This window comes from Qipengyuania zhejiangensis (assembly GCF_035607565.1).
GTDB lineage: Bacteria > Pseudomonadota > Alphaproteobacteria > Sphingomonadales > Sphingomonadaceae > Qipengyuania > Qipengyuania zhejiangensis.
Map to the genome: position 1 here is coordinate 239,712 of NZ_JAYKGO010000003.1, position 23,876 is coordinate 263,587.

Annotated in this window: 26 protein-coding genes; 16 read left to right on the top strand and 10 right to left on the bottom strand. The window is 63.3% G+C overall.

All coding sequences use genetic code 11. From position 1 onward, the window contains the following. The first annotated feature begins 69 nt into the window (after positions 1-69). Positions 70-1,488 carry a sigma-54-dependent transcriptional regulator gene (locus tag VR863_RS08835; protein WP_324828096.1) on the top strand — a complete coding sequence of 473 codons (1,419 nt, stop codon included), beginning with the start codon at positions 70-72 and terminating at the stop codon, positions 1,486-1,488. Positions 1,489-1,618: 130 nt separating this feature from the next. Beyond that, entirely contained in the window at positions 1,619-2,398 is a 780-nt protein-coding gene (locus tag VR863_RS08840; protein WP_324828097.1) for an SDR family oxidoreductase, read from the top strand. Here the strand turns inward: VR863_RS08840 and folP are convergent. Together folP and VR863_RS08850 are read right to left on the bottom strand one after the other, a co-directional pair. Continuing rightward, on the bottom strand, positions 2,395-3,507 hold the full coding sequence (gene folP / locus VR863_RS08845) for a dihydropteroate synthase (RefSeq protein WP_324828098.1): 1,113 nt from the start codon (positions 3,505-3,507) through the stop codon (positions 2,395-2,397). The two genes, VR863_RS08840 and folP, sit on opposite strands and share 4 nt — an antisense overlap. Positions 3,508-3,624: 117 nt before the next feature. Continuing rightward, positions 3,625-3,807, bottom strand: coding sequence for a hypothetical protein (locus VR863_RS08850; protein WP_324828099.1), 183 nt, complete (start codon positions 3,805-3,807; stop codon positions 3,625-3,627). Between the two features lie 34 nt (positions 3,808-3,841). Here VR863_RS08850 and VR863_RS08855 point away from each other — a divergent pair, with 34 nt between their 5' ends. The 4 genes from VR863_RS08855 to VR863_RS08870 all read left to right on the top strand — a co-directional run bounded on the left by VR863_RS08855 (position 3,842) and on the right by VR863_RS08870 (position 6,935). Beyond that, on the top strand, positions 3,842-4,108 hold the full coding sequence (locus tag VR863_RS08855) for a hypothetical protein (RefSeq protein ID WP_324828100.1): 267 nt from the start codon (positions 3,842-3,844) through the stop codon (positions 4,106-4,108). Positions 4,109-4,515: 407 nt separating this feature from the next. After that, positions 4,516-5,427 (top strand): beta-1,6-N-acetylglucosaminyltransferase, encoded by a 912-nt coding sequence (locus VR863_RS08860; RefSeq protein ID WP_324828101.1) that lies wholly within the window; start codon positions 4,516-4,518, stop codon positions 5,425-5,427. Positions 5,428-5,599: 172 nt separating this feature from the next. Continuing rightward, entirely contained in the window at positions 5,600-5,878 is a 279-nt protein-coding gene (locus VR863_RS08865; protein ID WP_324828102.1) for a hypothetical protein, read from the top strand. A gap of 127 nt (positions 5,879-6,005) precedes the next feature. Then, the gene (locus tag VR863_RS08870; RefSeq protein ID WP_324828103.1) at positions 6,006-6,935 is read left to right on the top strand and encodes a hypothetical protein; all 930 of its coding nucleotides are present in this window, start codon (positions 6,006-6,008) and stop codon (positions 6,933-6,935) included. Positions 6,936-7,064: 129 nt separating this feature from the next. Here VR863_RS08870 and VR863_RS08875 read toward each other — a convergent pair whose 3' ends face one another. Further along, a complete protein-coding gene (locus VR863_RS08875; RefSeq protein WP_324828104.1) occupies positions 7,065-8,201 on the bottom strand; it encodes a site-specific DNA-methyltransferase in 1,137 nt (378 codons plus the stop codon). 261 nt (positions 8,202-8,462) lie between these two features. Beyond that, entirely contained in the window at positions 8,463-9,086 is a 624-nt protein-coding gene (gene rnhB / locus VR863_RS08880) for a ribonuclease HII (protein ID WP_324828105.1), read from the bottom strand. Here rnhB and VR863_RS08885 point away from each other — a divergent pair. The 6 genes from VR863_RS08885 to VR863_RS08910 all read left to right on the top strand — a co-directional run bounded on the left by VR863_RS08885 (position 9,085) and on the right by VR863_RS08910 (position 13,932). After that, positions 9,085-10,260 carry a PQQ-dependent sugar dehydrogenase gene (locus tag VR863_RS08885; RefSeq protein ID WP_324828106.1) on the top strand — a complete coding sequence of 392 codons (1,176 nt, stop codon included), beginning with the start codon at positions 9,085-9,087 and terminating at the stop codon, positions 10,258-10,260. The genes rnhB and VR863_RS08885 overlap by 2 nt on opposite strands. 50 nt (positions 10,261-10,310) lie before the next feature. Then, positions 10,311-10,844 (top strand): GNAT family N-acetyltransferase, encoded by a 534-nt coding sequence (locus tag VR863_RS08890; protein ID WP_324828107.1) that lies wholly within the window; start codon positions 10,311-10,313, stop codon positions 10,842-10,844. Between the two features lie 27 nt (positions 10,845-10,871). Further along, on the top strand, positions 10,872-11,420 hold the full coding sequence (locus VR863_RS08895) for a DUF1285 domain-containing protein (protein ID WP_324828108.1): 549 nt from the start codon (positions 10,872-10,874) through the stop codon (positions 11,418-11,420). Then, positions 11,417-12,022, top strand: coding sequence for a CoA pyrophosphatase (locus tag VR863_RS08900; protein WP_324828109.1), 606 nt, complete (start codon positions 11,417-11,419; stop codon positions 12,020-12,022). The genes VR863_RS08895 and VR863_RS08900 overlap by 4 nt, the downstream gene beginning before the upstream one ends. After that, on the top strand, positions 12,015-13,193 hold the full coding sequence (locus tag VR863_RS08905; protein ID WP_324828110.1) for a CCA tRNA nucleotidyltransferase: 1,179 nt from the start codon (positions 12,015-12,017) through the stop codon (positions 13,191-13,193). Before VR863_RS08900 ends, VR863_RS08905 begins: the two co-directional genes overlap by 8 nt. 217 nt (positions 13,194-13,410) lie before the next feature. Continuing rightward, on the top strand, positions 13,411-13,932 hold the full coding sequence (locus VR863_RS08910) for a hypothetical protein (protein WP_324828111.1): 522 nt from the start codon (positions 13,411-13,413) through the stop codon (positions 13,930-13,932). 80 nt (positions 13,933-14,012) lie between these two features. On the opposite strand, the gene parC is transcribed toward VR863_RS08910, so the two are convergent. Continuing rightward, complete coding sequence (parC, locus tag VR863_RS08915) at positions 14,013-16,310, bottom strand: DNA topoisomerase IV subunit A (protein ID WP_324828112.1); 2,298 nt, start codon at positions 16,308-16,310, stop codon at positions 14,013-14,015. 98 nt (positions 16,311-16,408) lie between these two features. Between parC and VR863_RS08920 the strand changes: the two genes are divergently transcribed. Next, the gene (locus VR863_RS08920; RefSeq protein WP_324828113.1) at positions 16,409-16,966 is read left to right on the top strand and encodes a type 1 glutamine amidotransferase domain-containing protein; all 558 of its coding nucleotides are present in this window, start codon (positions 16,409-16,411) and stop codon (positions 16,964-16,966) included. A gap of 182 nt (positions 16,967-17,148) precedes the next feature. Here the strand turns inward: VR863_RS08920 and VR863_RS08925 are convergent, their stop codons facing one another. The 4 genes from VR863_RS08925 to VR863_RS08940 form a co-directional block, all read right to left on the bottom strand. After that, positions 17,149-18,984 carry a DUF885 domain-containing protein gene (locus tag VR863_RS08925; protein WP_324828114.1) on the bottom strand — a complete coding sequence of 612 codons (1,836 nt, stop codon included), beginning with the start codon at positions 18,982-18,984 and terminating at the stop codon, positions 17,149-17,151. Between the two features lie 105 nt (positions 18,985-19,089). Beyond that, positions 19,090-19,416: a 2Fe-2S iron-sulfur cluster-binding protein gene (locus VR863_RS08930; protein ID WP_324828115.1), complete on the bottom strand. Its 327-nt coding sequence runs from the start codon at positions 19,414-19,416 to the stop codon at positions 19,090-19,092. After that, complete coding sequence (locus VR863_RS08935; protein ID WP_324828116.1) at positions 19,413-20,489, bottom strand: cysteine desulfurase family protein; 1,077 nt, start codon at positions 20,487-20,489, stop codon at positions 19,413-19,415. Before VR863_RS08935 ends, VR863_RS08930 begins: the two co-directional genes overlap by 4 nt. Further along, positions 20,486-21,550: a cysteine desulfurase family protein gene (locus tag VR863_RS08940; protein ID WP_324829250.1), complete on the bottom strand. Its 1,065-nt coding sequence runs from the start codon at positions 21,548-21,550 to the stop codon at positions 20,486-20,488. Before VR863_RS08940 ends, VR863_RS08935 begins: the two co-directional genes overlap by 4 nt. Before the next feature lie 125 nt (positions 21,551-21,675). Between VR863_RS08940 and VR863_RS08945 the strand changes: the two genes are divergently transcribed. Both VR863_RS08945 and VR863_RS08950 read left to right on the top strand, forming a co-directional pair. After that, complete coding sequence (locus VR863_RS08945; protein WP_324828118.1) at positions 21,676-22,332, top strand: alpha/beta hydrolase; 657 nt, start codon at positions 21,676-21,678, stop codon at positions 22,330-22,332. Positions 22,333-22,481: 149 nt separating this feature from the next. Then, a complete protein-coding gene (locus VR863_RS08950; protein WP_324828119.1) occupies positions 22,482-23,144 on the top strand; it encodes an energy transducer TonB in 663 nt (220 codons plus the stop codon). 4 nt (positions 23,145-23,148) lie between these two features. On the opposite strand, the gene VR863_RS08955 is transcribed toward VR863_RS08950, so the two are convergent. Then, complete coding sequence (locus tag VR863_RS08955; protein ID WP_324828120.1) at positions 23,149-23,358, bottom strand: hypothetical protein; 210 nt, start codon at positions 23,356-23,358, stop codon at positions 23,149-23,151. Positions 23,359-23,478: 120 nt separating this feature from the next. Between VR863_RS08955 and VR863_RS08960 the strand changes: the two genes are divergently transcribed. Continuing rightward, positions 23,479-23,856 carry a DUF3597 domain-containing protein gene (locus tag VR863_RS08960; protein ID WP_324828121.1) on the top strand — a complete coding sequence of 126 codons (378 nt, stop codon included), beginning with the start codon at positions 23,479-23,481 and terminating at the stop codon, positions 23,854-23,856. The last annotated feature ends 20 nt before the right edge of the window (positions 23,857-23,876 follow it).

Below are 23,876 nucleotides of genomic sequence, written 5' to 3' on the forward strand. Positions count from 1 at the left end.
CCCCTTTCCCGTAAGACGTCCGGGCAAAGGTGGCATGGGCCACGCATTCGAGAGGGACAGGCAAGGACTATGGCGATCGAAGAGACCCGCCTGATGCTGCTGATCGACGATGAACCGGCCCAAAGCCGGTCCGTCTCTGCGCTCGCGGCGCGCGAGGGCTGGCGCACGCTCGTCGTCGCCTCGGGCGATGTCGCGCTTGAACGTCTTGCTTCGCTCGAAGGGGCGGAAATCGGCGCTGTGCTGCTCGACCAGAGGGTCCCCGGCGAAGACGCTTGCGAACTGGTTCGGGGCATTCGCGCTCTGCGCCCCGACATTCCTCTTTTGATGCTGACCGCCAGCACGTCACCCCTGCTTGCCGTCGAAGCCATGCGCTCAGGCGCAACCGATTATCTCATCAAGCCGGTCGCACCCGATCGCTTGCTGGCTGCCCTGCGCAGCGCAACCCGCGCAGAGGCACCGCGCGACGAATTACAGCCCATGACGGAAAAGCTGCAGACCGTGCTCGATTTCGACGCAATGGTGGGGACCGAGCCACCGTTCCGCACCGCACTTGCGCGTGCCGCCACGGCGGCCCGGGGGCACGGCCATGTCCTGGTCGAAGGCGAAAGCGGCACCGGCAAGGAAATGCTGATGCGCGCGACGCACGCGGCATCGACACGCGCCAAGACGGCGATGAAACTTGTCGAATGCGGCTCGATTCCATCGACTTCTCTGGAATCCCTGCTTTTCGGCCACGAAAAGGGGGCCTTTGCCGGTGCATTCGACCGGCAGTTGGGCCTGCTCGAAACCTGCGACGGCGGCACCTTGCTGCTCGACGATATCGACCGGATGGACCGCACGCTGCAGGATCGTCTGGCACAGGTCATCGAAACCGGCATTGTTCGCCCCACCGGCGCAACGCACGGCTTCAAGATCGACGTACGCCTGTTCGCGGCGAGCGATTTTCCGCTGGAAGAATTGGTCCAGATGGGCGAATTTTCACCCGCCTTGTACAATTGCCTCGCGGCCAACCGCATTCACCTGCCCGCCTTGCGGGACCGAATGGGCGATATTCCCGCCCTTACCCGCTATTTCCTTTCCAAGATCGGCGAACAGCCGGGGCTGGCTCATCACTCCATCGCCGACAGCGCGCTGACACTGCTCGAAGCCTACGACTGGCCGGGCAACGTGCGCCAGTTGCAGGCCGTGCTCTTCCGCGCCGCCGTCTTCTGCGACGGGGAAGCGCTCACGGCGTCCAGTTTCCCGCAGCTCTCGCAGCTTCTGGGCGACAGTCCGGATCGCGGCGAAAGCCGCCATCGCGGGCTTGGCGTGCTGTTGTACACCGAGGACGGAAACCTGCGCGCGCTGGAAGAAATCGAGGCTGATGTGATACGCCTGGCCATCGGGCATTACCGCGGACGCATGACCGAAGTGGCCCGCCGCCTCGGAATCGGACGCTCGACGCTCTACCGCAAGCTGGGCGAGCTGGGAATCGACAACGCGGCGTAACCCCGTTACCCTGGGGCCACGTTTTCAGGGGAGCAAATCAGATGGACAAGCGCAGCCGCTAAGGCGGATTTTGCAGACGCGGGGTCGCAAGCGATCCTTCCGGTCAATCTGAAACTTCCGGGGTAAACCCATGCAAAAACTGAATGGAAAACTGTGCGTCGTCACCGGCGGTGCGCGCGGGATCGGCAAGGCCGTGTGCCATGCCTTCGTCGCCGAAGGCGCGCGCGTCGTGCTGACCGATTGCGACGAAGCAGAAGGCACGAGAGCCGCGTCGCAGCTAGGCTGCGAATTCCGCAGCCTCGATGTATCGCGCGAAGCGGACTGGGAAGTGCTCGCCAGCGAATTTCCCGCCATCGACGTGCTCGTCAACAACGCCGGCATCACCGGATTCGAAGACGGCGCGCTCGTCCATGATCCCGAACACGCCAGCCTTGCCGAATGGCGCCGCGTCCATGCGGTGAACACCGACGGGACGTTCCTGGGCTGTCGCTATGCGCTCAAGGCGATGAAAGGCGCGGGCGAAGGTTCGATCATCAACATGAGTTCGCGTTCGGGACTGGTCGGCATCCCCGGGGCGGCGGCCTACGCGGCCAGCAAGGCGGCGATCCGCAACCACACCAAATCCGTTGCGCTGTACGCCGCGCAGAACGGCTGGGCGATCCGCTGCAATTCGGTCCACCCCGCCGCGATCCTGACACCGATCTGGGAGCCGATGCTGGGCGACGGGCCGGACCGCGACGCGAAGATGGCCGCACTCGTGGCCGATACTCCGCTCAAGCGGTTCGGCTCGGTGGAGGAAGTCGCCGCGCTGTGCGTCTATCTTGCATCGCCCGACAGCGCCTACATGACCGGCAGCGAACTGACGCTTGACGGCGGCTTGCTGGCGGGCAGCGCCGCGTCCCCCGGTTAACCCGGCAGGTCGCTGAAATCCGTCAGGGCCGCGTCTCTCAGGCCGCGCCACACGTTGCGCGCCTGGACGGTTTCGGGGACATCGTGGACGCGCAGCAATTGCACGCCTGCATCCATGCCCTTCATCGCCAGCGCAACGCTGCCACCGAGGCGCGCGCCCACTTCGGCCTCGTTCGAAAGCGCGCCGATCATGCGCTTGCGGCTGGCGCCCAGCATCAGCGGATGACCAAGCGCATGGAACAGCGGCAGCGCGTTGATGAGCGCGAGGTTGTGCGCCAGGGTCTTGCCGAAACCGATACCGGGATCGAGCAGGATGTTGCCCGCCGCGATCCCCGCAGCCAGCGCCGCATCGCGCCGGTCGCGCAGGGCGTCGAAGACCTCGAACACCACGTTCTCGTAATCGCCACCTTCGTGCAGGTCATCGCCCGCGGCACCCGGCGCGTGCATCAGCACCACCGGAACACCTGCCCGCGCGACGACTTCGGCGCTGCGCGGGTCATGCGCGAGCCCGGAGACATCGTTGACCAGATGCGCCCCTGCTTCCAGCGCGGCTTCCATCACCGCCGCCTTGCGTGTGTCGATACTTACCGCCGCGCCCATCGCCGCGCAGACTTCGATCACGGGGACGACGCGGGCGATCTCGTCGCCTTCCCACAGCGCCTTGGTGCCGGGCCGCGTGCTTTCCCCGCCCACGTCGATGACCGCCGCGCCCGCCTCGACCATGGCTGCGGCGTGCGTGCGGGCCGCATCGGGGCTGTCGTGCGCGCCGCCATCGCTGAAACTGTCGGGCGTGACGTTGAGGATGCCCATAACCTGCGGCTGGTCGAGCCGGATAGTGCGCGCGCCCAACGTCAGCGGCGGATGGGCGAGCGTGAGGTTGGCCCACTGCGCTTCAGCCTCAGCCCCGCAATCGTCGGGCAATTTCCCAAGCACTTCCGCGATCGTATCGGGCGAGGCCAGCCACCGCTCAACCACCGCGCCATCGCGGCGCAGCACCACGGCAAAGCGGCTTGCGTACAGCATACCCCCTGCCAAGCGGATGGCGTTGCCATGCTCTGACTGGGGACCGGGGACGAAGGCGATGGGGCGAATGGTGGCGTGTTGGGTCATGGTTGGACCTGCCTAGCGCAAACCCCAGAGGATGGAACACATGGAAGATCGCCCTGGGCAAGAAAACTGCGAAACTGGCAAGCGACACCCGATTGCTGCGAACCCGGCCGGGTGGGATCAACAGAAACCCCTAAGCGCGAGCACTTGCAGGATATCGCCGCTGTAAATCAGCGAATGCAGCGTGCCGTTGAGCAGGAGCAACACGAGGCGCCAGACGAAACGCCCGGTAAAGTCGATACCGCGCGCCCGCTGGTTCGTCATGATGGTCGCGAACCCGAAACCGAAGAACATCCGCGCCATTGGCGATCCCGTTCCAAATCTCTAGTGCATGGTCATGGACCTGGACGATCTTCTGCGCCGCTACTTTGCCATCAGCGATATCGCCACGCTTTCACCTGATGCTCTGGCATCCGGTATCGAGAGATGTCAGGTGGATCTCGGTCTCGAACAGGATCGCGGCAAGAGGTTTGCTCTGTGGGCTCTCCTGCACATGCTGGGCGGTGCGCCCGACCTCGACGTCAGCTTCGAAAGCGAAGAGGATCGCAACGCCGCCCGCAACTTCATGGAATTGCTTGAAGCGTCGGAAGGGCTGGCGCCCTAGGATCACGCAAGTCCGTTGGCCGCTCCCCTCTCCCAGTTTGTGACCGACCTGCCCTACGTGGTTCACGCTACGGGCGGACCGTCCTTTATTGATTGAATTGGGGGCGTTGGTTCAAGCTGGTTCGGGCCACAAAAGGAGCGATAAATTACGTGGGCCGAATACGGTTTCGGGCCGAATTTAAAACCCGGCCCTCGCAAAGTAATCTAACAGAACATTGGCTTCTTGTAATGGCATGTCGCCGTGCCCATTTCATTTACACGCTGTTTCGCTCCATTGAGCGTAATTCTGTCCGGCATTGTCTCTTCACGATCAGAAATTCATTTGATTGGCTTTCCTGAGACAGGAAAATCAATCGCCATGCCTGGAGTTTGACAGCCCGGCATGCGCGATCCGGCAAGGGCATCAATATGATCGCCTATTTCATACTCGTGCATCGGTATCCCGCGCAATTCAAACGCCTCTTCAAGGCTATCTATGTGCCGGGCAATGCCTATGTGATTCATGTCGACAAGAGCTCGGGCGCCGAACTGGCAGACGAGCTTGCAAACTTTCTCGCCCCCTATCAGAATGCTGAGATCCTTCTGTCAAAGGACGCGCTCTGGGGCGGCTATAGCCTTGTTGATGCGGAGTTGCGCGGCATGGCCCGCCTTCTCGAAATGGGCGACCGGTGGACCCATTTCATCAACCTGTCGGGCCAGGATTTCCCGCTCAAGAGCCAAGGCTATATTAGCCAGTTCCTTGCCGCAAATCCCGGCAGACAATTCATTCGCGTCCTGGATCAGCGTACGAAGCGACCGGAAACACTGAACCGCATCAGCCATCTTTTCGTGGAGGCAGACGGTAAGATGACCGAAACCGGAGTGGCGCGTCCTTATCTTGCCGACGCCACGCCCTTTATCGGTACACAGTGGAAAGCAGTGACCCGCAGTTTCTGCGAATTTGTCTGCCATGACCCGAAGGCCGATCGGTTCAAGGAGTTCTATCGCAACAGCTTCATCGCCGACGAGGCGTTCTTCCAAACCGTGATCATGAACAGCGGCGATCAAGGCGTGGTGATGAACGATGATCTGCGGATGATCGATTGGGTGCCTGACGGCGATATCAAGCTGCGTCCGCGCAACTATTCAGCGCAGGATTTCGGTGACCTGCAACGCAGTACCGATCTTTTTGCACGCAAATTCGATGCGGAAGATGATCCAGAAATCCTGACGTTGCTCGAAGGCCATATCAAGTCGCAAGGCGCGAGCAGCTATCGGCCACCGGCCCATGTGCCAAACCCGGTACCCGGCCCCTCTTCACCAGAACTCATTGTTGCCTGAACGACTGAAGATTTACTTTTTTTGTAAGGAAGGATGAAGCCGTGGCCAAATCACAAAAGAGATCAAATCGCGAAATTCGCAAACCCAAAGCTGAAAAACCAAAGGTGGGCTCAACCACTCTGCCCAGTAAGCAGGGAGTGGTCCCTGGCCTTGAGCATATGAAGAACTAGCTGTGCCAACCCTGCGCGTCACATCAGATTTCTGCAGGAAACAGGAAGCCGTGCAACGGGCAAAAGCGGCAACCGAACCGCTGGAGAACCGACGGAAAATTGCTCTTGAGGCGGCGAAAGCTTGGGAGGCTGAAGCATTCAGGCTGGAACAGCACGAAGCGGGGGATACGCCGCTGGATAAGCTCGATGCTGGAATCGCCCTGGAGTTTGCGCGTGAGGCAGCATCACCCGCTGGTGGAAAAGGTCCGGTCCCGAAAAGCCCGGTGCCTGACGGCAGGTAAGCTGAGTCCCCGCATGTGAGAGGTCGCTGCCGAACAGCCGTGGGCATTCCGCAACCCTTTGAGATTTGCGCGACCGGACCGGACATGCTCTTCTCTTCAGGTAGGCAATGCCTTGTAGGGGAACATCATGAAGCCGATTTTTGTCGCTGCCGCGCTCGCATTGGCGCTATCGAGTTGTTCCCCCACGCCTTCCCAAACGGTTCAGCCTGACGCGAACGACCTCGAGCTTGAGGTCCAGGGAATGTCGTTTGTCGGGCCGGATACAATCAGGTCCGGGTGGACGACCATTCGCGTGGTCAATACCGGCGGGATGACACACCACGCTCTCGTTTATCGCCTCCCCGATGGGGTCACAGGGGAGATGGTCGACGAGCAAGTTGTCAGGCCAATCCAGAGGAGCCTGACTGCCGCGATCGCTGGCGATACCGAAAAGGCGGCTCAAATCGCGGCAACGATGCCGGAATGGGTAGGCGACCTGACGTGGCTGGGCGGACCGGGCATGATGTCCGACGGGGTTACCGGCGAAGCGACTATGTATCTGGAACCCGGCAACTATCTCGTCGAATGCTATGTGAAGACCAATGGCGTCCAACACAACTTCAACCCGGAACCGGGCGAATTCGGCATGGTCTTTCCACTGACGGTGTTGGCCGAAGAGGGAGGAATGGCAGAGCCGGATGCCAATGTGACGCTGACCATAACCAATAGCGGGTACGAGATTTCAGACGGTGCTTTCGTCACCGGTGACAATTCCGTGCGGGTCAGGTTCGAGGAGCAACAGCTCTACAACAACTTCGTTGGACACGACGCGCATGTGTTCCGCATCGAGGAGGACACCGATGTCGAGGCCGCGGCAAGGTGGCCCGACTTCTTCCCCATAGACGGCCAGCAAACCCCCGCTCCGACCAAGTTCGTGGGAGGTATCCATGACATGCCACAAGGCGCCACGGGCTATTTCAAGCTGATGCTCCAACCCGGTAATTACGGCATTACGGCGGAGATACCCGATGCGAAGGAGAAGGGTTTTTTCAAGCGTTTCAACGTCGAAGGCGGCTGAATTAGGCGCTGCCCACCATTTACCCAGCTCCGAGACTAAAGACCGCCGCTCTCGGGCAGGCGAAGCACAAGTTGCGTTAAATTGGCCGTGATCGTGAAGGCCGACTTTGCAGACTGATCGGGGTACCCCTCAGTCCTCTACCGCCAGCAGATACAGTTGCCGTGCCGCGTCGATCGGTTTCACATCGTCGCCGTCTTCGTAATGCCAGAAGCTCCAGCCGTTGCAGCTGGGCGCGCCTTGCAGATCCTTGCCGAGGCCGTGGATGCTGCCGGTCTGCTTTCCGTACGCCAGCGAACCGTCGGCCCGCACCGTGGCGATCCAGCGGCGTTTCTTGTCGAACACTTCGGTGCCGGGCTTGAGGTAACCGTTTTCCACCAGGGCCCCGAAGGCCACCTTGGGCGCGGTCCGCGCGCTTTGCATGGTGGTCAGCGCGCTTTCGTCGAGCGAAAGTTCCTTGTCGATCCGCTTGAGCGCCGCGTTGCGATACACGCCTTCGCGTTCGCATCCGATCCATTCGCGCCCCAGGCGCTTCGCCACCGCCCCGGTTGTGCCCGTGCCGAAGAACGGGTCGAGCACGACATCGCCCCGCTCGGTCGTCGCCAGAAGAACGCGGTACAAAAGGCTTTCCGGCTTTTGCGTCGGGTGGACCTTGGTGCCACCTTCCTTCAGCCGTTCGGACCCGTTGCAGATCGGCAGAACCCAGTCGCTGCGCATCTGCAATTCATCGTTCAGCGTCTTCATTGCGCGATAGTTGAAGTGGTACTTCGCCTTTTCCCCCTGGCTCGCCCAGATCAGCGTTTCGTGCGCGTTGGTGAACCGTGTGCCGCGGAAATTGGGCATCGGGTTCGACTTGCGCCAGACGATATCGTTGAGAATCCAGAAGCCCAGGTCCTGCAGGATCGCGCCCACGCGGAAGATGTTGTGATAGCTGCCGATCACCCACAACGCGCCGTCCGGCTTGAGAATACGCTTCGCTTCGGTCAGCCAGGCGCGGGTGAATTCGTCGTAGGTCGCAAAACTGTCGAACCGGTCCCATTCATCGGTGACCGCGTCGACATGGCTTCCGTCGGGCCGGTTGAGATCGCCGCCGAGCTGCAGATTGTAGGGAGGATCGGCGAACACCAGATCGATCGAAGCCGTCGGGATGGAACGCATGGCTTCCACGCAATCGCCATCGAGAATCTTCCCGACCGGCAATTCCAGCGGCAATTCAACTGCCGTTTCAAGCGCTTTGACGCGCTTCTTCGTGGTCTCGATGACCCCCATGCGTATTCCCCTGTCTGTAGTTATCCACAGGGTGAGTCCTTGGGGAGTCCGCGTCAAGCCCGAAGCGACGAGCGGATACGCGGGGACGCCGCGTGCCGAGAGAGAACGAAAGGAGTCCCACACAAGATGTTGAGTCCGCATAGATTCGCACGACTCAACATGATGCGGTGTGGCGCGGAAGACTCAAATCGTCGGGGAACTGGGGCAGACCGGGCGATGGCCGCCACGAACCCATCGGCCCCCGCCCGTCAGACACGCTCGTCAGATAAGGGTGAGCTGGGCAACCGGGGCAAAGCTGCGGCGATGCAGCGGCGTCGGGCCGTGAACCCGCAGCGCCTCCATGTGCTGGGCGGTTCCGTAGCCCATGTTGCGCTCCCACCCGTACTGCGGATGCGCGGCAGCGGCTTCGCGCATCAACCGGTCGCGGTATTCCTTGGCGATGATGGACGCAGCGGAAATGCAGGCTTCCTTCCCGTCTCCGCCCACAATCGCGTGCGCGGCCCAGCGCCATTGGCCGCACCGTCCATGCGGGGTCATGTTGCCATCGATCAGAACCGCTTCCGGTTCCGCCCCAAGGGCATCCACCAGCCGCACCACCGCCAGCGTCATCGCCAGCATCGTCGCCTGGAAAATGTTGATGCGATCGATCTCCTCGGGCTCGACCACCCCCAGCGCCCACGCACAGTGCGAACGGATTTGCGGTTCCAGAACCGCGCGCCGCGTGGGGGATAATTTCTTGGAATCGTCCAGACCTTCAGGCGGGTGCTTGCACAGCACGACCGCCGCTGCCACGACAGGTCCTGCCAGCGGGCCACGCCCCGCCTCGTCGACACCAATTACAAGTGGTGCGGCACCTAATCCGTCCTGCGGAGTTGCACTGAACATGAAACAACCTTCGATCCTTCTCGCCACCTTATCGCCGCTCCTGCTCGCTGCAAGCTGTGGCAACGCCCAAAGCGGGGATAGCGCCCCGTCCGCAACCGCGGCGCCGGTCGGCGAATTCGACGGCAATTTCGCCATCACCGAACACCGCACCTTCGATGAACCCTGGGCGGCGGCCTTCGTCCCCGGCACGTCGGTTGTCGTGGTGACGACGAAGCCCGGCAAGATCCATGCGTACGATACGAAGAACCAGCAGCAGATCTTCGTCACCGGCGCACCCGAAGTCGATTACGGGGGCCAGGGCGGCCTTGGCGACGTGGCGTTCCTGCCATCCGAAACGGCGGGCACGCTGACCCCCCGTACGATCTATTTGAGCTGGGCCGAAGCCAGCACCGGCGATACGCGCGGTGCCGTGGTCGGCAAGGGCCGGATGGTGTGCGAAGATCACCAGACCTGCGACATTCAGGATCTGAAAGTCATCTGGCGACAGGCGCCCAAGGTGACGGGTCGCGGGCATTATTCCCACCGGATCGCAATCAGCCCGGACGGCAAGCACCTGTTCGTCTCCAGCGGCGACAGGCAGAAGATGCAACCCGCGCAGGACACGTCGAACACCCTCGGCACGGTCGTCCGGCTCAATCTCGACGGCACACCGGCAGCGGGCAATCCGCTGGCTGAAAAGGGCAGCCCGGCCAACCAGATCTGGTCGTGGGGCCATCGTAACGTCCTTGGCCTAGCGTTCGACGCGCAAGGCCGCTTGTGGGATCTGGAACACGGCCCCGCCGGCGGTGACGAGCTGAACCTTGTCTCGGCTGGCAGCAACTATGGCTGGCCCGAACGTTCGGACGGCGACCATTACAACGGCGACGCCATCCCCGACCATTCGCCCGACGACGGGTTTGCCCAGCCGGCGATCACCTGGACCCCGGTCATCGCGCCCGGGAACCTGATGTTCTATCGCGGGGACCTGTTCGCCGGCCTGAAGGGCCACGCAATCATGTCCGGTTTGTCGAGCGAGGCGCTGATACGTGTGGCCATCACCGGTGAAACGGCACGCGAGGTGAGCCGGTACCCGATGGGAAAGCGCATTCGTTCGGTCATCGAAGGGCCCGGCGGCGCGCTGTGGGTGCTGGAAGACGGCGAAGGCGGGCGTTTGCTGGAACTTCGCCCGCAATAAGGCGAAGTTTATCGACACGGCGCAGTCACCGCCCTAATCGCGGCGCCCTTATGGCGAGCCTCGTTCCCCTTTCCGCAATCGACCCCGCGCTGGTCGAACAGCTGCTGGACGCCGCGTTCGGTGATGGGCGCCATGCGCGCACCGCCTATCGCATTCGCGAAGGCATGGACTGGCTCGAAGGGCTTAGTTTTGCTGCGCTGGACGACGACGATTATCTGGCCGGTTCGATCCAGCTGTGGCCCGTTGCGCTGACCGATCCGCAGGGCCGCCCGCACCCGATGATCATGGTCGGCCCGGTTGCGGTCATGCCGGGTCGCCAGGGCGAAGGTTTCGGCAAGGCGCTGATGGCGGCCAGCCTTGGCGCGATCGATGCCGGTTTCGAGGATGGTGCCGCCCCGCTGCCGCAAGTGATGATCGGCGATCCCGACTACTACGATCGCTGGGATTTTACCGCCCAACACACCGGTGGCTGGCATTGTCCCGGGCCTTTCGAACAGCATCGCCTGCTCGCCCGCACGGTGAACCCTGCCGTCCTTCCGCCCGAAGGAATGCTGGGACCGTGGAGCGCGCCCTTGGCGAAATAGGCCGCATCTGGCATCGCCTGTCCAACGATGCCCTACGAACCGCCCCCCGAACTCGCCGGATTGTCGCTCGCGCAGATTGCGGAGCAGGTCGCACGGCGCAAACTGCCGCCGGTCGAGCAGTGGGACCCGCAGGAAAGCGCCGACAGTTTGATGCGGATCACGGCGGACGGGACCTGGCTCCATGAAGGTTCGCCCATCACCCGCACGGCCATGGTTCGCGCCTTCTCTGGTCTGCTGACCCGCGATGCCAGCGGGGGTCACTGGCTGGTCACCCCGTTCCAGAAGCTGTCGATCGAGGTCGAGGACGCCGCCTTCATCGCGGTCGACGTCCGTGAAACCGAGAATAATCTGGCCTTTCGGCTGAATTCCGACGAATTGATCGTGGCCGGGCCACAAAACCCGATCCGCGCGGCGGGCGATGCCGACAGTCCGGCGCTTTACGTCGGCGTGCGGCGCGGGCTTGAGGCGCGGCTCAACCGGTCGACCTACGAACAGCTTGCGGAAATCGCGCTGGCTCGCGGCGACGACTGGAGTGTGACCAGCGGCGGGATGACCTTCAGCCTGCTCCCCTCATGAGTGCGTTGCACACCCGTCTGAGCGACCTGTTCCATCGCGGCCACGGGCGCGAGATGGCCGATCTCATGACCGACGAACGCTTCGCCGATGCGGACCGGATCGCCGATGCCGCGGTGCTGATTGCCGTGACCGACCGTGAACGGCCCGGTGTCCTCCTGACGCAGCGCCCGCGGACCATGCGCGATCATCCCGGGCAGGTGGCGTTCCCCGGCGGCAAGCTGGACCATGGCGAAGGCGCGCTCGATGCTGCCCTGCGCGAAGCGTGGGAAGAACTGGGCATTGCCGCCGATCAGGTTCGCGTGATCGGCGCGACCGACCGGTACCAGACCGGTACCGGCTTCGACATCACCCCGGTGCTGGCCACCGTCCCCGCCGATCTCGCGGTGCGGCCCGACCCGCGCGAAGTGGAAAGCTGGTTCGAATGCCCGCTTGATCTGCTGATGGATGGGTCGCAATGGAACCGCAATTCGGTGTTCTGGAAGGGCGCGATGCGCGATTATCTCGAAATGGAATATGAAGGATATCGGATCTGGGGCGTGACCGCCGCGATCTGCTGGAACCTGTCGCGCCGCATCGCTTGGACCGGATCGATCCATGGCTGACACGCTTCCTGCGGCGCAATGGACACAGCGCGCCGACCTGGCAAAGCTGGTCGCCGCGCTGGGCATGGATCACGTGCGCTGGGTGGGCGGCTGCGTGCGCGATACCTTGCTGGGCATCGAGGCCGCCGACATCGATTGCGCCACCACCCATCGGCCGGGCACGGTCATCGATCTGTGCCGCGCGGCGGGCATCCGCACGGTTCCCACTGGCATCGATCACGGAACGATCACCGCGCTGCTCGACGAAGGAAACGTCGAAGTCACCACCTTGCGCCAGGACGTTTCGACCGACGGCCGGCGCGCCACCGTGGCCTTCGCGAACGACTGGCGCGAAGACGCCGCGCGCCGGGATTTCACGATCAACGCCCTCTATGCGCACCCGGCGTCGCTGGAGGTTTCGGATTACTTCGGTGGGCTGGACGACCTTGCCGCCCGGCGTGTGCGGTTCATCGGCGACGCACGCGAACGCATCGCCGAAGACCACTTGCGCATCCTTCGTTATTTCCGGTTTCAGGCGCGCTTTGGCGACAGGCTGGACGAAGAAGCGCTGGGTGCTTGCCGCGAACTTGCAGGCACGCTCAAGGGCCTCAGCCGCGAACGTGTGGCGATGGAACTGCTGGGCATCCTTTCGCTGCCCGATCCGGTCGAAACCGTCCAACTGATGGACAAATCAGGGGTCCTGGCGGTCATTCTTCCCGAAGCGCGGCGCAACGAAATGGCATGCCTCGTGTCGCTGGTCGACAACGAGCAGGCGCAAGGTCGCCCGCCCGAGGCAATCCGGCGGCTGGCGGCGCTCATCCCGCCAATCCGGCCCATCGCAGAAGCGGTGGCTGCGCGCCTGCGCCTGTCCCGTGCCCAGCGCGCGCGGTTGGTGTGCGCGGCGGAACGCTCGCCCGATGACGCCGACACTCCGCGGGCGCTGGCCTATCGCGAAGGGCTGACCGGTGCGCGCGACCGGCTGTTGCTGGCGGGCGCCGATGCGTCGGTACTCGACGGCTGGGATGTCCCCCGGCTGCCGCTCAAGGGCGGCGAAGTCGTCGCCCGAGGGGTCGACAAGGGACCCCGCGTCGCGCAGGTCATGCAGGCGGTGGAAGCGCGCTGGATCGCGGAAGAATTCCCCCCGCGGTCGCGGGTCGAGGTCTTGCTCGAAGAAGAACTTTCGCGCCTCTGACGCGCTTCATCACAGCTTAAGCTGCAAGGCGGCATAAGGGGGCTGCGGTTGCAAAAAACGGCAATTCGTGGGATAGAACCCCCGCACCCCCAAGGGGAGCGCTGCGGGCAGTGAGGCTGGTAAAGCCTCGCCCGCGTTTTCCATTCTGGTCGGCTTCCCAGCGCGCTTGCGCGTGGCGGGGCCGCATGTGTCGAATAACAAGTCTTGGAGCTAATATATGAATTTCGCAAAGCTGGCGGTTGTCGCCGTCGCCCTTGCTGCCACCCCGGCCCTCGCCAACGACCAGGTCGTTGCGGGCGCAACGGTAACCGGTCCCGAAGGCAACGCCGTAGGCACCATCGTTTCGGTTGAAAACGGCCAGGCCGTGCTCGACACCGGCAAGCATAAGGTTCCGTTGGCGGTGAACATGTACGGCCAGGGCGAAGCCGGCCCGACCATCACCGTGACCAAGGACCAGATCAACGGCATGATCGACGCGCAGCTGGCCGAAGCCGCTGCCAAGCGCGACGCCGCCCTGATCGTCGGCGCCGAAGCGATGGCTGCCGATCACGCGGCCCTTGGCACCATCCTCGAAGTCGATGGCAACAACATCGTGATTGCCCGCGGCGGCGATGAAGCGAACAAGGTCACGCTGCTGCGCAGCCACTTCGACGCGACCGACCACGGCCTGATGGCCCGCCTGACCAACGCGCAGATCGATGCCGCGATGAGCGGCACGTCGGCCGCTACCGCCGAATAAGGTTCACGCCTGACCACACGAAAAGGGCCGGAAGCGGGACAACCGCTTCCGGCCCTTTTTCTTGCCCCGCGCGGCCCCAATCAACCGAAACGATTGTCGCGGGGGAAGCCTTGCGGCGGCAAACGGCCCGCGCCGCCACGCGCCACCTTCCATTGCCACATTTCCGGTTCGGTGCGGGTCCGGTCGCCCTTGCCGCCCATCGTCCAGCTGAGGCCTTCTTCCAGCCTGAAGGTCGTCGCATCGCTCAACCCGCCATCGCGATAGCTTTGCAATTTGACCCCCTGCCCACGCCCGAGATCGGGCAATTCCTCGAGGTTGAACACCACCAGCTTGCGGTTGTCACCGACAACCGCGACATGATCGTGCGCCGCGTCGATCGGGCGCGCAACGGCCATAACCGCATCGCCCTTGAGGTTGACCACCTGGCGGCCCTTGCGCGTTTCGGCGAGGAGATCGTCGGTCGTCGCGGCAAAGCCCTTGCCCGTGGTGGCGGCAAGCAGGAGGCGCTGTCCCGGCTTGTGGACGATCACCGCGATGATGTTGGCGCTGGCGTCGATATCCAAGGTGTTGCGCACCGGTTCGCCAAACCCGCGCGCACCCGGCAAACGGTCGGCCCCCAAGGTGAAGAAGCGTCCGTCATCGGCAGCCAGCAGCAGCTTGTCGGTGGTTTGCGCGTGCAGCGCGAAGGCCGGTCCGTCTCCTTCCTTGAACTTCCATTCCTGATCCAGCGGAAGGTGTCCCTTGGCACCGCGTATCCAGCCTTTCTGCGACAGGATGACCGTGACCGGCTCCTTTTCGATCATCGCATCCATGCTGAATTCGACCGCGGGTGCGGCCTCGGCAATGGTGGTCCGGCGCTTGCCCAACGCGGTGTCCTCGCCGTATTCCTTTCGCAATTGCGCCAGATCGCGTTTCAGGCGGGTGCGCTGGCGGGCGGGCGAACCCAGCAGCTTCTCAAGCTCCTCCTGCTCTTTCAGAAGATCGTCGCGCTCTCCGCGAAGCTGCATTTCTTCCAGCTTGCGCAAGGACCGCAGCCGCATGTTGAGGATCGCTTCAGCCTGCCGGTCGGTAAGCTTGAATTCCGCCATCATCACCGGCTTGGGTTCGTCCTCGGTGCGGATGATTTCGATCACCCGATCGAGGTTGAGGAAGGCGATGATATAGCCTTCGACCAGTTCCAGCCGTCGCGCGATCTGGTCCAGCCGGTGCTGGCTGCGGCGCTGGAGAACATCAATCTGCGACGCGATCCAGTTGGTCAGCAGTTCCTTCAGGCCCATCACCATCGGCGTGCGCGTATGGTCCAGCACGTTGAGGTTGAGGCCGAACCGCGTTTCCAGGTCGGTCAGCTTGTACAGGCTTTCCTTGAGCAGTTCGGGATCGACGTTGCGGCTGCGGGGCACCAGCACCAGGCGGATGCTTTCGTCGCTCTCGTCGCGGACATCCTCGAGGATGGGGAGCTTCCTGTCGGCGATCAGCTGGGCGATCTGTTCGATCAGCTTGCCCTTCTGCACCTGGTAGGGAATTTCGCTGACGACCAGCTGCCATTGCCCGCCCCCCAGCCGTTCGATCCCGGCTTCGCGATCCTCCGCCTTTTCCGCTTCGGCGGCATGGAACCGACCACGCAGACGGAAGCTGCCCCGCCCGGTTTCATAAGCGTTGGAAATCACGTCGGCACTGTCGACCACCAGCCCGCCGGTGGCAAAGTCCGGCCCGTGGAACAGTTCCATCAAGCGGGGGTGTTCGACGTGCGGGTTGTCGATCACTTCCAGCGTCGCATCGACGATTTCTGCCACATTGTGGCTGGGTATGTTGGTGGCCATGCCCACGGCGATGCCGCTCGCCCCGTTGGCCAGCAGGTTGGGGAACAGGCCGGGGAAGATTTCCGGCTCCTGCTCCTCGCCATTGTAGGTCGGGATGAAATCGACGGTCCCTTCGTCGAGGCCTTCCATAAGACGCAGCGCGGTCCGGGTCATGCGCGCTTCGGTGTAACGATACGCAGCCGCGTTATCGCCGTCGATATTTCCGAAGTTCCCCTGCCCTTCGACCAGCGGATACCGCAAGGCGAAATCCTGCGCGAGGCGGACCATCGCGTCATAGACGCTGGCATCGCCATGCGGGTGATACTTGCCGATCACGTCGCCGACCACGCGGGCGGATTTCTTGAACGCGCTGGACGGGTCGAGCTTCAGCTGGCGCATCGCCCACAGCAAGCGCCGATGGACCGGTTTCAGCCCATCGCGCAGATCGGGCAGCGAACGGGCCGTGATCGTGCTGAGCGCATAGACGAGATAGCGCTCGGACAGCGCTGAATCGAACGGTGCATCGACAATGGCGTCGAACGGATCGGCGCCGGAATCATCCAGGTCTGTGGTGGCCATGGCTTCCGCCCTACCAGAGGCACGGTTCGCCTGTCAGCACGGAACGCATGGCTTTTCCCACGCGTTGAGAGGGTAACACGAAATGAAGGAGTTACCTTATGACGAAGCGGATCATGATCCTCGCCACCAACGGCTTTGAACAGTCGGAACTGATGAAGCCCAAGGCCAATGTCGAGGACGCCGGTTACGAAACGACGGTCGTCAGCCTGGAAAAGGGTGAAATCACCGGCTGGGACGACAAGAACTGGGGCGAAAGCGTCGCTGTCGAAAAGACTGTCGACGAGATCGAATCCTGCGCGGGATACGATGCGCTTCTGTTGCCCGGCGGTCAGATCAACCCCGACATCCTGCGCATGAACGCCAAGGCCGTCGACATCGTGAAGATGTTCGCGAAAACCAACAAGCCGATCGCGGCGATCTGCCACGCACCGTGGCTGCTGGCCGAAGCCGAACTGATCGAAGGCAAGACCGTAACCGCCTGGCCCTCGATCCGCACCGATCTGAAGAACGCAGGTGCCAACGTGGTCGATCAGGAAGTGGCCGTTGACGGCAATCTGATCACCAGCCGCAAGCCGGACGACATCCCTGCGTTCAGCAAGGCACTGATCGACATGCTCGCCACCTCGGCCGACAAGCCCCAGCTCGAAACCGCCTGAGCGCAAGGCCTTTCGGCGCAGGTCCATCCCGCGCCGAAGGCCTGGTACTCACTTGGGATACCGCCCCCACCTGGGGAACTGTCCCGAGGCGGCAGGCAATCAAAGGGCGCGTTGCCCGTGATTGCCTGAAGCCGGTTTTGCTGCCCAATACCTAACCGGGCCGGAGGTATTGCGCCTCCGGTTCAGTTCGTCTTGCGTTCGGCGATCCACCCGTCGACCCGCCGTTCGAGCAGCGAAAGCGGCAACGATCCACCGCCCAGAACGGCATCGTGGAAACCGCGAATGTCGAAATCTTCGCCCAGTTCACGTTCCGCCTCGGCGCGCAGTTCGAGAATCTTGTTCATCCCGATCTTGTAGCTTGTCGCCTGGCCGGGCCAGACGATGTAGCGGCGCACTTCGCTGCGGACGGTTTCAGTGTTCTGCGGCGAATTGGCCGTGAAGTAGGCAATCGCCTGTTCCTCGGTCCAGCCCTTGGCGTGCACGCCGGTATCGACCACCAGCCGGATCGCGCGCCACAATTCCGAACTCAGGCGCCCGAAATCGGAATAGGGATCAGCGTAGGTTCCCGACATTTCCTTGGCCAGCCGTTCGGAATAGAGGCCCCAGCCTTCTGCATAGGCACCGTATCCGACCTGCGTCTGGAAGGTCGGGACCCCTTCCAGTTCCTGCGCGATCGAAATCTGCATGTGATGGCCCGGAAGGCCTTCGTGATAGGCGATCACTTCGAGCATGTTTTTCGGCATCGCGCTCATGTCCGACAGATGGGCGTAGTAGACGCCCGGGCGCGAACCGTCGGGCGTGCCCGGCCGGTAATGCTGCGCCCCGCCCGCCTGTTCGCGGAACGGTTCCACCCGCTTCACTTCCAGCGACGCCTTGGGCAGCAGGCCGAAATAATCGGGCAGCTTGGATTCGATGTTGTCGATCGCGGCAGTGGCCGCATCGATATACATCTGCGCGCCTTCCTCTCCTTGAGGATAGAAGTTCCACTCGGCGGTTTTGACGTGCTCGAAGAAGGCCGCGAGGTCGCCGTCGAAGCCGACCTTGTCCTTGATCGCGACCATTTCGGCGTGGATGCGCTTCACATCGTCCAGCCCGATCTGGTGTACCTGTTCCGGCGTCAGGTCGGTGGTGGTCGATGACGCCAGTCGGTGGGCGTAATAGTCCGCGCCGCCCGGCAGTGCGCCGACTCCGGTCGCGACTTCGGACGCGTTGGGCCGGTCGGCCGTCATGAAGGCAATCAGGCGATCGTAGCCGGTCTTGTAGCCACCCTTGAGCGCAGCTTCGAGATCGCCGCGCATAACGTCGCCTTCGGCAGCCGTGATCGTTTCCGCTTCGACGAGCTTGGCGATCTTGGCCTGTCCGTCCTGCCACAGGGCGTTGTCTTCGCCATCGTCGAACGGCGCGCCGGAAGACAGTTTCCTGGCTTCGTCGATCACGATGTCATACGCGAAATAGGGCGGCCTCACGCCGGCCGCGGCACGCGGTTCGGCGATGTCGACCAGTTGCCCGATGGCCCGGCCGATCCCGCTAACGCGCGAGATGTAATCGCGCATGTCCTGCGCCGTATCGACCCGATGCTGCGAAATGACGATCGAAGGCAGCCCGGTGTGAATGCCCTGCATCTGGGTGAAAACGTAGTTGCTGTCGCGCCACTGCGCGTTCTTGGCGGCCTGCTCGTATTCGTATTTCCACAAATCGTAGGACAGCTTGTCTGCCGGACTCAGGCTGGCGTAATCGAAGGTGCGTTCCATCTCCTCGACGGTGGCCTTCTGCCAGGCCAGATCCTCGTCTGCAGCGGCGAGCGAGAGGTCGTCGATTTCACCGTAGCGTTCCTTGCGGCCGAGCGTGGTCAGCCAGATCGGGCTGTCCAGCACCTGCTCCTCGTGCTTGGCTTCGAACCAGGCGCGCAGTTCGGCGTTGCTTTGGCTCGCCGCATGGTTTTCGGCGTGGGCGGGGGCGGCAGGGGCAACGACAGCAATCGGTGCGGCGGCAAGTAACAGGGCGTACACGAGGCGCATGACTTCTCTCCCGGGGGTCTGCGAAAGCTATGGCCGTTTGGCTAACCCAGCCGGGCACGAGGGCAAAGCGCAATCGACCGATGGCCGATGGCGCCGGACCGGCGGTTACCGGCGCATGTCGTAACTTTCGGCCGGAATGGCGACCGCGAGCCCGTCCATATCCTCTCCAAGCACGATCTGGCAGGACAACCGGCTGGTGCGCTGGACGCCTGCGGCAAGGTCGAGCATGTCTTCCTCCTCCTCGCTCGCGTCGGGCAGCCGGTCGAACCATTCTTGCGCGATCACCACATGGCAGGTGGAACAGGCCATCTGGCCTTCACAGGTCCCTTCGAGCGGCAAACCTGCCGCCTGCGCCAGCCGCAGCAAGCTGTCGCCGCTCTCGCCTTGCGCGACCACCACTTCGCCGTCCGCTGTCGTGAATGTGACCTTCACAGCCCCTGCGCCTCTGCCGCTTCGTTGATCGCGTCTGCCGCCTGTTCGATTTCGTCCATGGTCGTGTAACGACCCCATCCCAGCCGGATCGAGCTCTTGGCCTGCCGGTCGTCGAGACCGATGGCCTTGAGAACGTGGCTGGGCCGTCCCGAACCGCTGGCGCAGGCCGATCCTGCCGAAAACATCACGTCGCGGCAATCGCTCATCAGGCGCCCCACGTCGAGCCCGTCGCGGCGAATGTTCATATTTCCGCGCCAGCGCGCCTGCGCGCTGCCGTTCAGTTCCCATGCGCCGAACAGTTCGCGGGCGCGCCGCCACAGCGCTTCGACATGCGCCGCATCTTCGGCCATCCGTTCGCGTGCCTCGTGCGCCGCCGCGCCCATTCCGGCAATCAACGCCGGACTGAGCGTGCCCGAACGAATGCCGTATTCCTGCCCGCCGCCGGTCTGCACTTCATCCAGGTCCAGCCCGTCGCGAACCCACAGCGCGCCCACGCCCTTGGGGCCATGAAACTTGTGCGCCGACAGGGCGATCATATCCGCCCCGGTCACTTCGATCTTGCCATAGGCCTGGACCGCATCGCACAGGAAAAGCGCATTGTTCCCGGCGGCCTTGCGGTGCCATTCGGCGCTCGGCTGGATAGTGCCGATCTCGTTGTTGACCTGCATCACGCACACCAGCCGCGTGCCGCCCGGTATAGCCTGGTCGGGCAGGCACAGCCCTTCGGCGTCCACGCCAAGCACATGCGCAGGGCCGCACGATTGCGCGGTGTCGGACACGGCGGAATGTTCGATAGCCGAATAACAGACCGTCCCCTGCGAACCCGATCCACGAATGGCAAGGTTGATCGCCTCGGTCGCGCCGCTGGTAAAGATCACCCGTCCGCCGGGCGGCAGCAGCGCGGCCACGCGATGGCGCGCAAGTTCGATCGCAGCCCTCGCCTGTCGCCCCATGCGGTGCGCGCTGTGCGGGTTGCCGAAACCGGCGCCGCCCGGCCCGTCCAGCCAGCGCAGCATCGCATCGCGCGCTTCGGGCGCAAGCGGGGTCGTGGCCTGATAATCGAGATAGATCATGCCTTGGCAGCCCTATCTATCCAGACTTCGCAGAAGCGTTCGACTTCGGCGCGGCTGGTGTTCCAGCCAACGCTGACACGGATCGTGCGCGCGGCGATTCCGGGGTCCACCTGCATCGCTTCGAGCACACGGCTGGTTTTCATCGTTCCGCTGGAACAGGCGCTGCCCTGGGATACCGCGATGCCCGCCATGTCAAAACGCATGACCTGCGCCGTGGCGCTCATGCCGGGCATGGCGATCGCGCGGATATAGGGCGTGGGGTCAGACAGGCGGTCCGAAAGCCACGTGCCGCCCAACCTGCGGCATTCCTGCGCCAGTTCGTCGAACGGTTCGAGCACCCGCGGATCGACATAGGGCGAAGCACACGCCTCCAGCGCAGCGGCCATGCCAAGCACGCCCGGCGTGTTTTCCGTGCCCCGGCGGTATCCGCGTTCCTGCCCACCCGAAGGCCGGAGCATCGCGTAATCCTTCACCAGGAGCGCGCCCGCACCGATCGGTCCGCCGAACTTGTGCGCCGAGATTATTGCCATGTCGCATGGCGCAAGCGCCATCTTCCCCGCGCTTTGCGCGCAATCGGCCAGCAAGAGCCCGCCCGCCTGCCGGACCACGCCCGCAATGGCGGCAAGATTCTGGCCGTTGCCGGTTTCCGAATTGATCTGCTGCACTGCCACAAGCGGCCGTTCGCGCCGGGCAGCTTCCATCAGGATTTCCAGGTCGAGAGCGCCATCGGGCCTCACCGGCAACCGTTCCGCATCGGGGGCGGCCTGCAGGATCGCATCGTGCTCCACCGCCGACACCAGCGGGGGCCCCGCATCGGCGTGATGCAGTGCCAGCGCGGCTGCTTCGCTTGCGCCGGAGGTGAGGATGACCTCCCCATCCCAACCCAGCGCGGCCTTGATCCGTTCGCGCGCGGATTCCAGCGCTTCGCGTGCCTTGCGGCCCTGGGCGTGCGGGCTGGAGGGGTTGGCCCAGCTCTCGAACCCTTCTTCCATCGCGGCACGCGCCTCGGGGCGCAGCGGCGTGGTGGCCGCATGATCGAGATAAATGCGCTGCGGAGAAATCTTGGCCGTAATGGGACGGTTCTCGAAACAATTGCGAAATCGACGAAGCACCCTATATAGCCCGCGACTTCCAGCGCGCCACCCGTGGCCTGCGTAACAGACCCATATCGACAGGTAATTCTCAGATGCCGACCGTAATCTTCCCCGGCCCCGAAGGGCGCCTCGAAGGCCGTTTCTCGCCTGCACCGCGCCCCCGTGCACCGGTGGCCATGATCCTGCACCCGCATCCGCAGGGCGGCGGCACGATGAACGAACAGATCACGCAGCGTCTGTACAAGACCTTCGTCAACCGCGGCTTTGCGACGTTGCGCTTCAATTTCCGCGGTGTCGGCCGCAGCCAGGGCAGCTTCGACAACGGTGTTGGCGAATTGTCCGATGCCGCTGCCGCGCTCGATTGGGTTCAGCAGATCCATCCCGAAGCGCAGGTGACCTGGATTGCCGGTGTCAGCTTCGGTTCGCTGATTGGCATGCAGCTGCTCATGCGCCGCCCGGAAATCCGCGGCTGGCTCAGCATCGGTGCGCCCGCCAGCATGTATGACTTTTCCTTCCTCGCCCCCTGCCCCGCCAGTGGCATCTTTATCCATGGCGCGCAGGATACGGTGGTACAGCCCAATTCGGTCACCAAGCTGGTCGAAAAGCTGCGCACGCAAAAGCACATCACCGTGCACCACGAGGAAATCCCCCGGGCCAACCACTTCTTCGAGAACGAACAGGCCGAACTGATGGCGGCGGTCGACAATTACCTCGACTTCCGGCTCGATCCGGCCTGCCCGATCAAGTGATCGGCGGCCCTTTGGGCCGCATTTAACTCAACGAAATCAACGCTATTTCGCCAAAACCGGTAGAAGCTTGCCTTTTCTATGTGATGTTGTAACATTGCTAATTGTGGAGTCGGGTCGCCGCCTCCCGAAACTGGAAGAGGAGCCAGCCCATGTCCTACATCACCCAATCGCGCAGGCCGTCCGCCGGCAGCATGGTGGCGGTTATCGGCATCCACGCCGCCCTGGCGGCAGCCCTTGTAACCGGCCTCACGGTCAGCGGCGCGCTGCCCGAAGAAATCACGCGCTTCAAGGTCCGCGATTTCACCGATCCGCCGCCGCCACCGCCGCCGCCGCCCAGCGATCCGGTGCCGAGCGAACCGACCGCGCCGCCGATGATGGCACCACGCGCAAAACTGGACCTCAAGCCCATCGAACCAACGGTGTTCACGACCGATGTGATACGGCAGCTGCCCGTTCCGCAGGTCGAAACGCGCATCACGCTCGACATTCCGCGCCCCGAACCCAAGCCTGGCTTCGATCCGGTGGTGGCGCGGCCCAAGAACGATCCGGCCCGGTGGCTTTCCGACAACGATTACCGGTCCAGTTGGGCACGTCGCGACCTGACCGGTCTTGCGCGCTTCCGGCTGGAAATTGCTGCGGACGGGCGGGTGACCGGCTGTACCGTTACCGGATCGACAGGCCACGCCGAACTGGACGAAGCCACCTGCACGCTCGTTAGCAGGCGGGCCCGCTTCGAACCGGCACGCGGCAGCAATGGCCAGCCGGTGACCGGAAGTTACTCCAGCTCGGTCCTCTGGGAACTGCCCGAATAAACGCCTAGCGGGCGCCCTGCTCGAGCTTGTCGAGCGGGGCTTGCCCGCCGGCATCGGGCAAGGTCCAGATCGCCACATTGACCATGGCGACAAGGGCCAGGAGGACCATCAGCAACGCGTTCTTCACATTGCCTGTCCGCCGCCACAGGAAAAAGGCGCCGACAAGCAGGACGATGGCGGCAAGGACAGTGAGCGAGAGGACGGCATCGAGCATCCTTTCCCCATAGATCGCCCGCGGTGCGCCGCAAGTCTTTCGCACGGAACGTCTGGTATGCCTGGCCGTTGATCGGGCGAAGCGGCGTGCCATTCCGGCTGCCCGGCAGGAGGCAATGCCATGAGCATTTTCAGCAAGATCAAGGACGCAATTTTCGGCAAGAAGGCGAACGCGCAGGAAGTTCCGCAGCCCAAGACCACCGGCAACGCATGGGCGGATGCCCCGGTCGTGGAACCCAAAGCCATTCCCGTCATCGATATCGAGAACAATCTCGATTCCATGCCCGGCGCGGATCGCCTGAACTGGCGCACGTCGATCGTCGATCTGATGAAGCTGATTGGTGTCGATTCCGATTACGAAAGCCGCAAGGCGCTGGCCCACGAACTGGGCCGCGAGGATTATTCCGGCAGCGCGGAAGACAACATCTGGCTTCACCGCCGGACGATGAACGAATTGTCGGCAAATGGCGGCAAGGTTCCGGCCGAATTTCTCGACTGATTTGACACACATGCGCGGGC

What these genes read in the sequence shown, in the direction of transcription:
- parC (WP_324828112.1), bottom strand. Translation starts at nt 16,310, where the DNA reads ATGGCCACCACAGACCTGGATGATTCCGGCGCCGATCCGTTCGACGCC.
- VR863_RS08935 (WP_324828116.1), bottom strand. Translation starts at nt 20,489, where the DNA reads ATGATCTATCTCGATTATCAGGCCACGACCCCGCTTGCGCCCGAAGCG.
- VR863_RS08960 (WP_324828121.1), top strand. Translation starts at nt 23,479, where the DNA reads ATGAGCATTTTCAGCAAGATCAAGGACGCAATTTTCGGCAAGAAGGCG.
- VR863_RS08945 (WP_324828118.1), top strand. Translation starts at nt 21,676, where the DNA reads ATGCCGACCGTAATCTTCCCCGGCCCCGAAGGGCGCCTCGAAGGCCGT.
- VR863_RS08890 (WP_324828107.1), top strand. Translation starts at nt 10,311, where the DNA reads ATGGCGAGCCTCGTTCCCCTTTCCGCAATCGACCCCGCGCTGGTCGAA.
- VR863_RS08900 (WP_324828109.1), top strand. Translation starts at nt 11,417, where the DNA reads ATGAGTGCGTTGCACACCCGTCTGAGCGACCTGTTCCATCGCGGCCAC.
- VR863_RS08835 (WP_324828096.1), top strand. Translation starts at nt 70, where the DNA reads ATGGCGATCGAAGAGACCCGCCTGATGCTGCTGATCGACGATGAACCG.
- VR863_RS08840 (WP_324828097.1), top strand. Translation starts at nt 1,619, where the DNA reads ATGCAAAAACTGAATGGAAAACTGTGCGTCGTCACCGGCGGTGCGCGC.
- VR863_RS08925 (WP_324828114.1), bottom strand. Translation starts at nt 18,984, where the DNA reads ATGCGCCTCGTGTACGCCCTGTTACTTGCCGCCGCACCGATTGCTGTC.
- folP (WP_324828098.1), bottom strand. Translation starts at nt 3,507, where the DNA reads ATGACCCAACACGCCACCATTCGCCCCATCGCCTTCGTCCCCGGTCCC.
- VR863_RS08905 (WP_324828110.1), top strand. Translation starts at nt 12,015, where the DNA reads ATGGCTGACACGCTTCCTGCGGCGCAATGGACACAGCGCGCCGACCTG.
- rnhB (WP_324828105.1), bottom strand. Translation starts at nt 9,086, where the DNA reads ATGTTCAGTGCAACTCCGCAGGACGGATTAGGTGCCGCACCACTTGTA.
- VR863_RS08950 (WP_324828119.1), top strand. Translation starts at nt 22,482, where the DNA reads ATGTCCTACATCACCCAATCGCGCAGGCCGTCCGCCGGCAGCATGGTG.
- VR863_RS08870 (WP_324828103.1), top strand. Translation starts at nt 6,006, where the DNA reads ATGAAGCCGATTTTTGTCGCTGCCGCGCTCGCATTGGCGCTATCGAGT.
- VR863_RS08910 (WP_324828111.1), top strand. Translation starts at nt 13,411, where the DNA reads ATGAATTTCGCAAAGCTGGCGGTTGTCGCCGTCGCCCTTGCTGCCACC.
- VR863_RS08860 (WP_324828101.1), top strand. Translation starts at nt 4,516, where the DNA reads ATGATCGCCTATTTCATACTCGTGCATCGGTATCCCGCGCAATTCAAA.
- VR863_RS08855 (WP_324828100.1), top strand. Translation starts at nt 3,842, where the DNA reads ATGGACCTGGACGATCTTCTGCGCCGCTACTTTGCCATCAGCGATATC.
- VR863_RS08875 (WP_324828104.1), bottom strand. Translation starts at nt 8,201, where the DNA reads ATGGGGGTCATCGAGACCACGAAGAAGCGCGTCAAAGCGCTTGAAACG.
- VR863_RS08920 (WP_324828113.1), top strand. Translation starts at nt 16,409, where the DNA reads ATGACGAAGCGGATCATGATCCTCGCCACCAACGGCTTTGAACAGTCG.
- VR863_RS08885 (WP_324828106.1), top strand. Translation starts at nt 9,085, where the DNA reads ATGAAACAACCTTCGATCCTTCTCGCCACCTTATCGCCGCTCCTGCTC.
- VR863_RS08955 (WP_324828120.1), bottom strand. Translation starts at nt 23,358, where the DNA reads ATGCTCGATGCCGTCCTCTCGCTCACTGTCCTTGCCGCCATCGTCCTG.
- VR863_RS08895 (WP_324828108.1), top strand. Translation starts at nt 10,872, where the DNA reads ATGCCCTACGAACCGCCCCCCGAACTCGCCGGATTGTCGCTCGCGCAG.
- VR863_RS08850 (WP_324828099.1), bottom strand. Translation starts at nt 3,807, where the DNA reads ATGGCGCGGATGTTCTTCGGTTTCGGGTTCGCGACCATCATGACGAAC.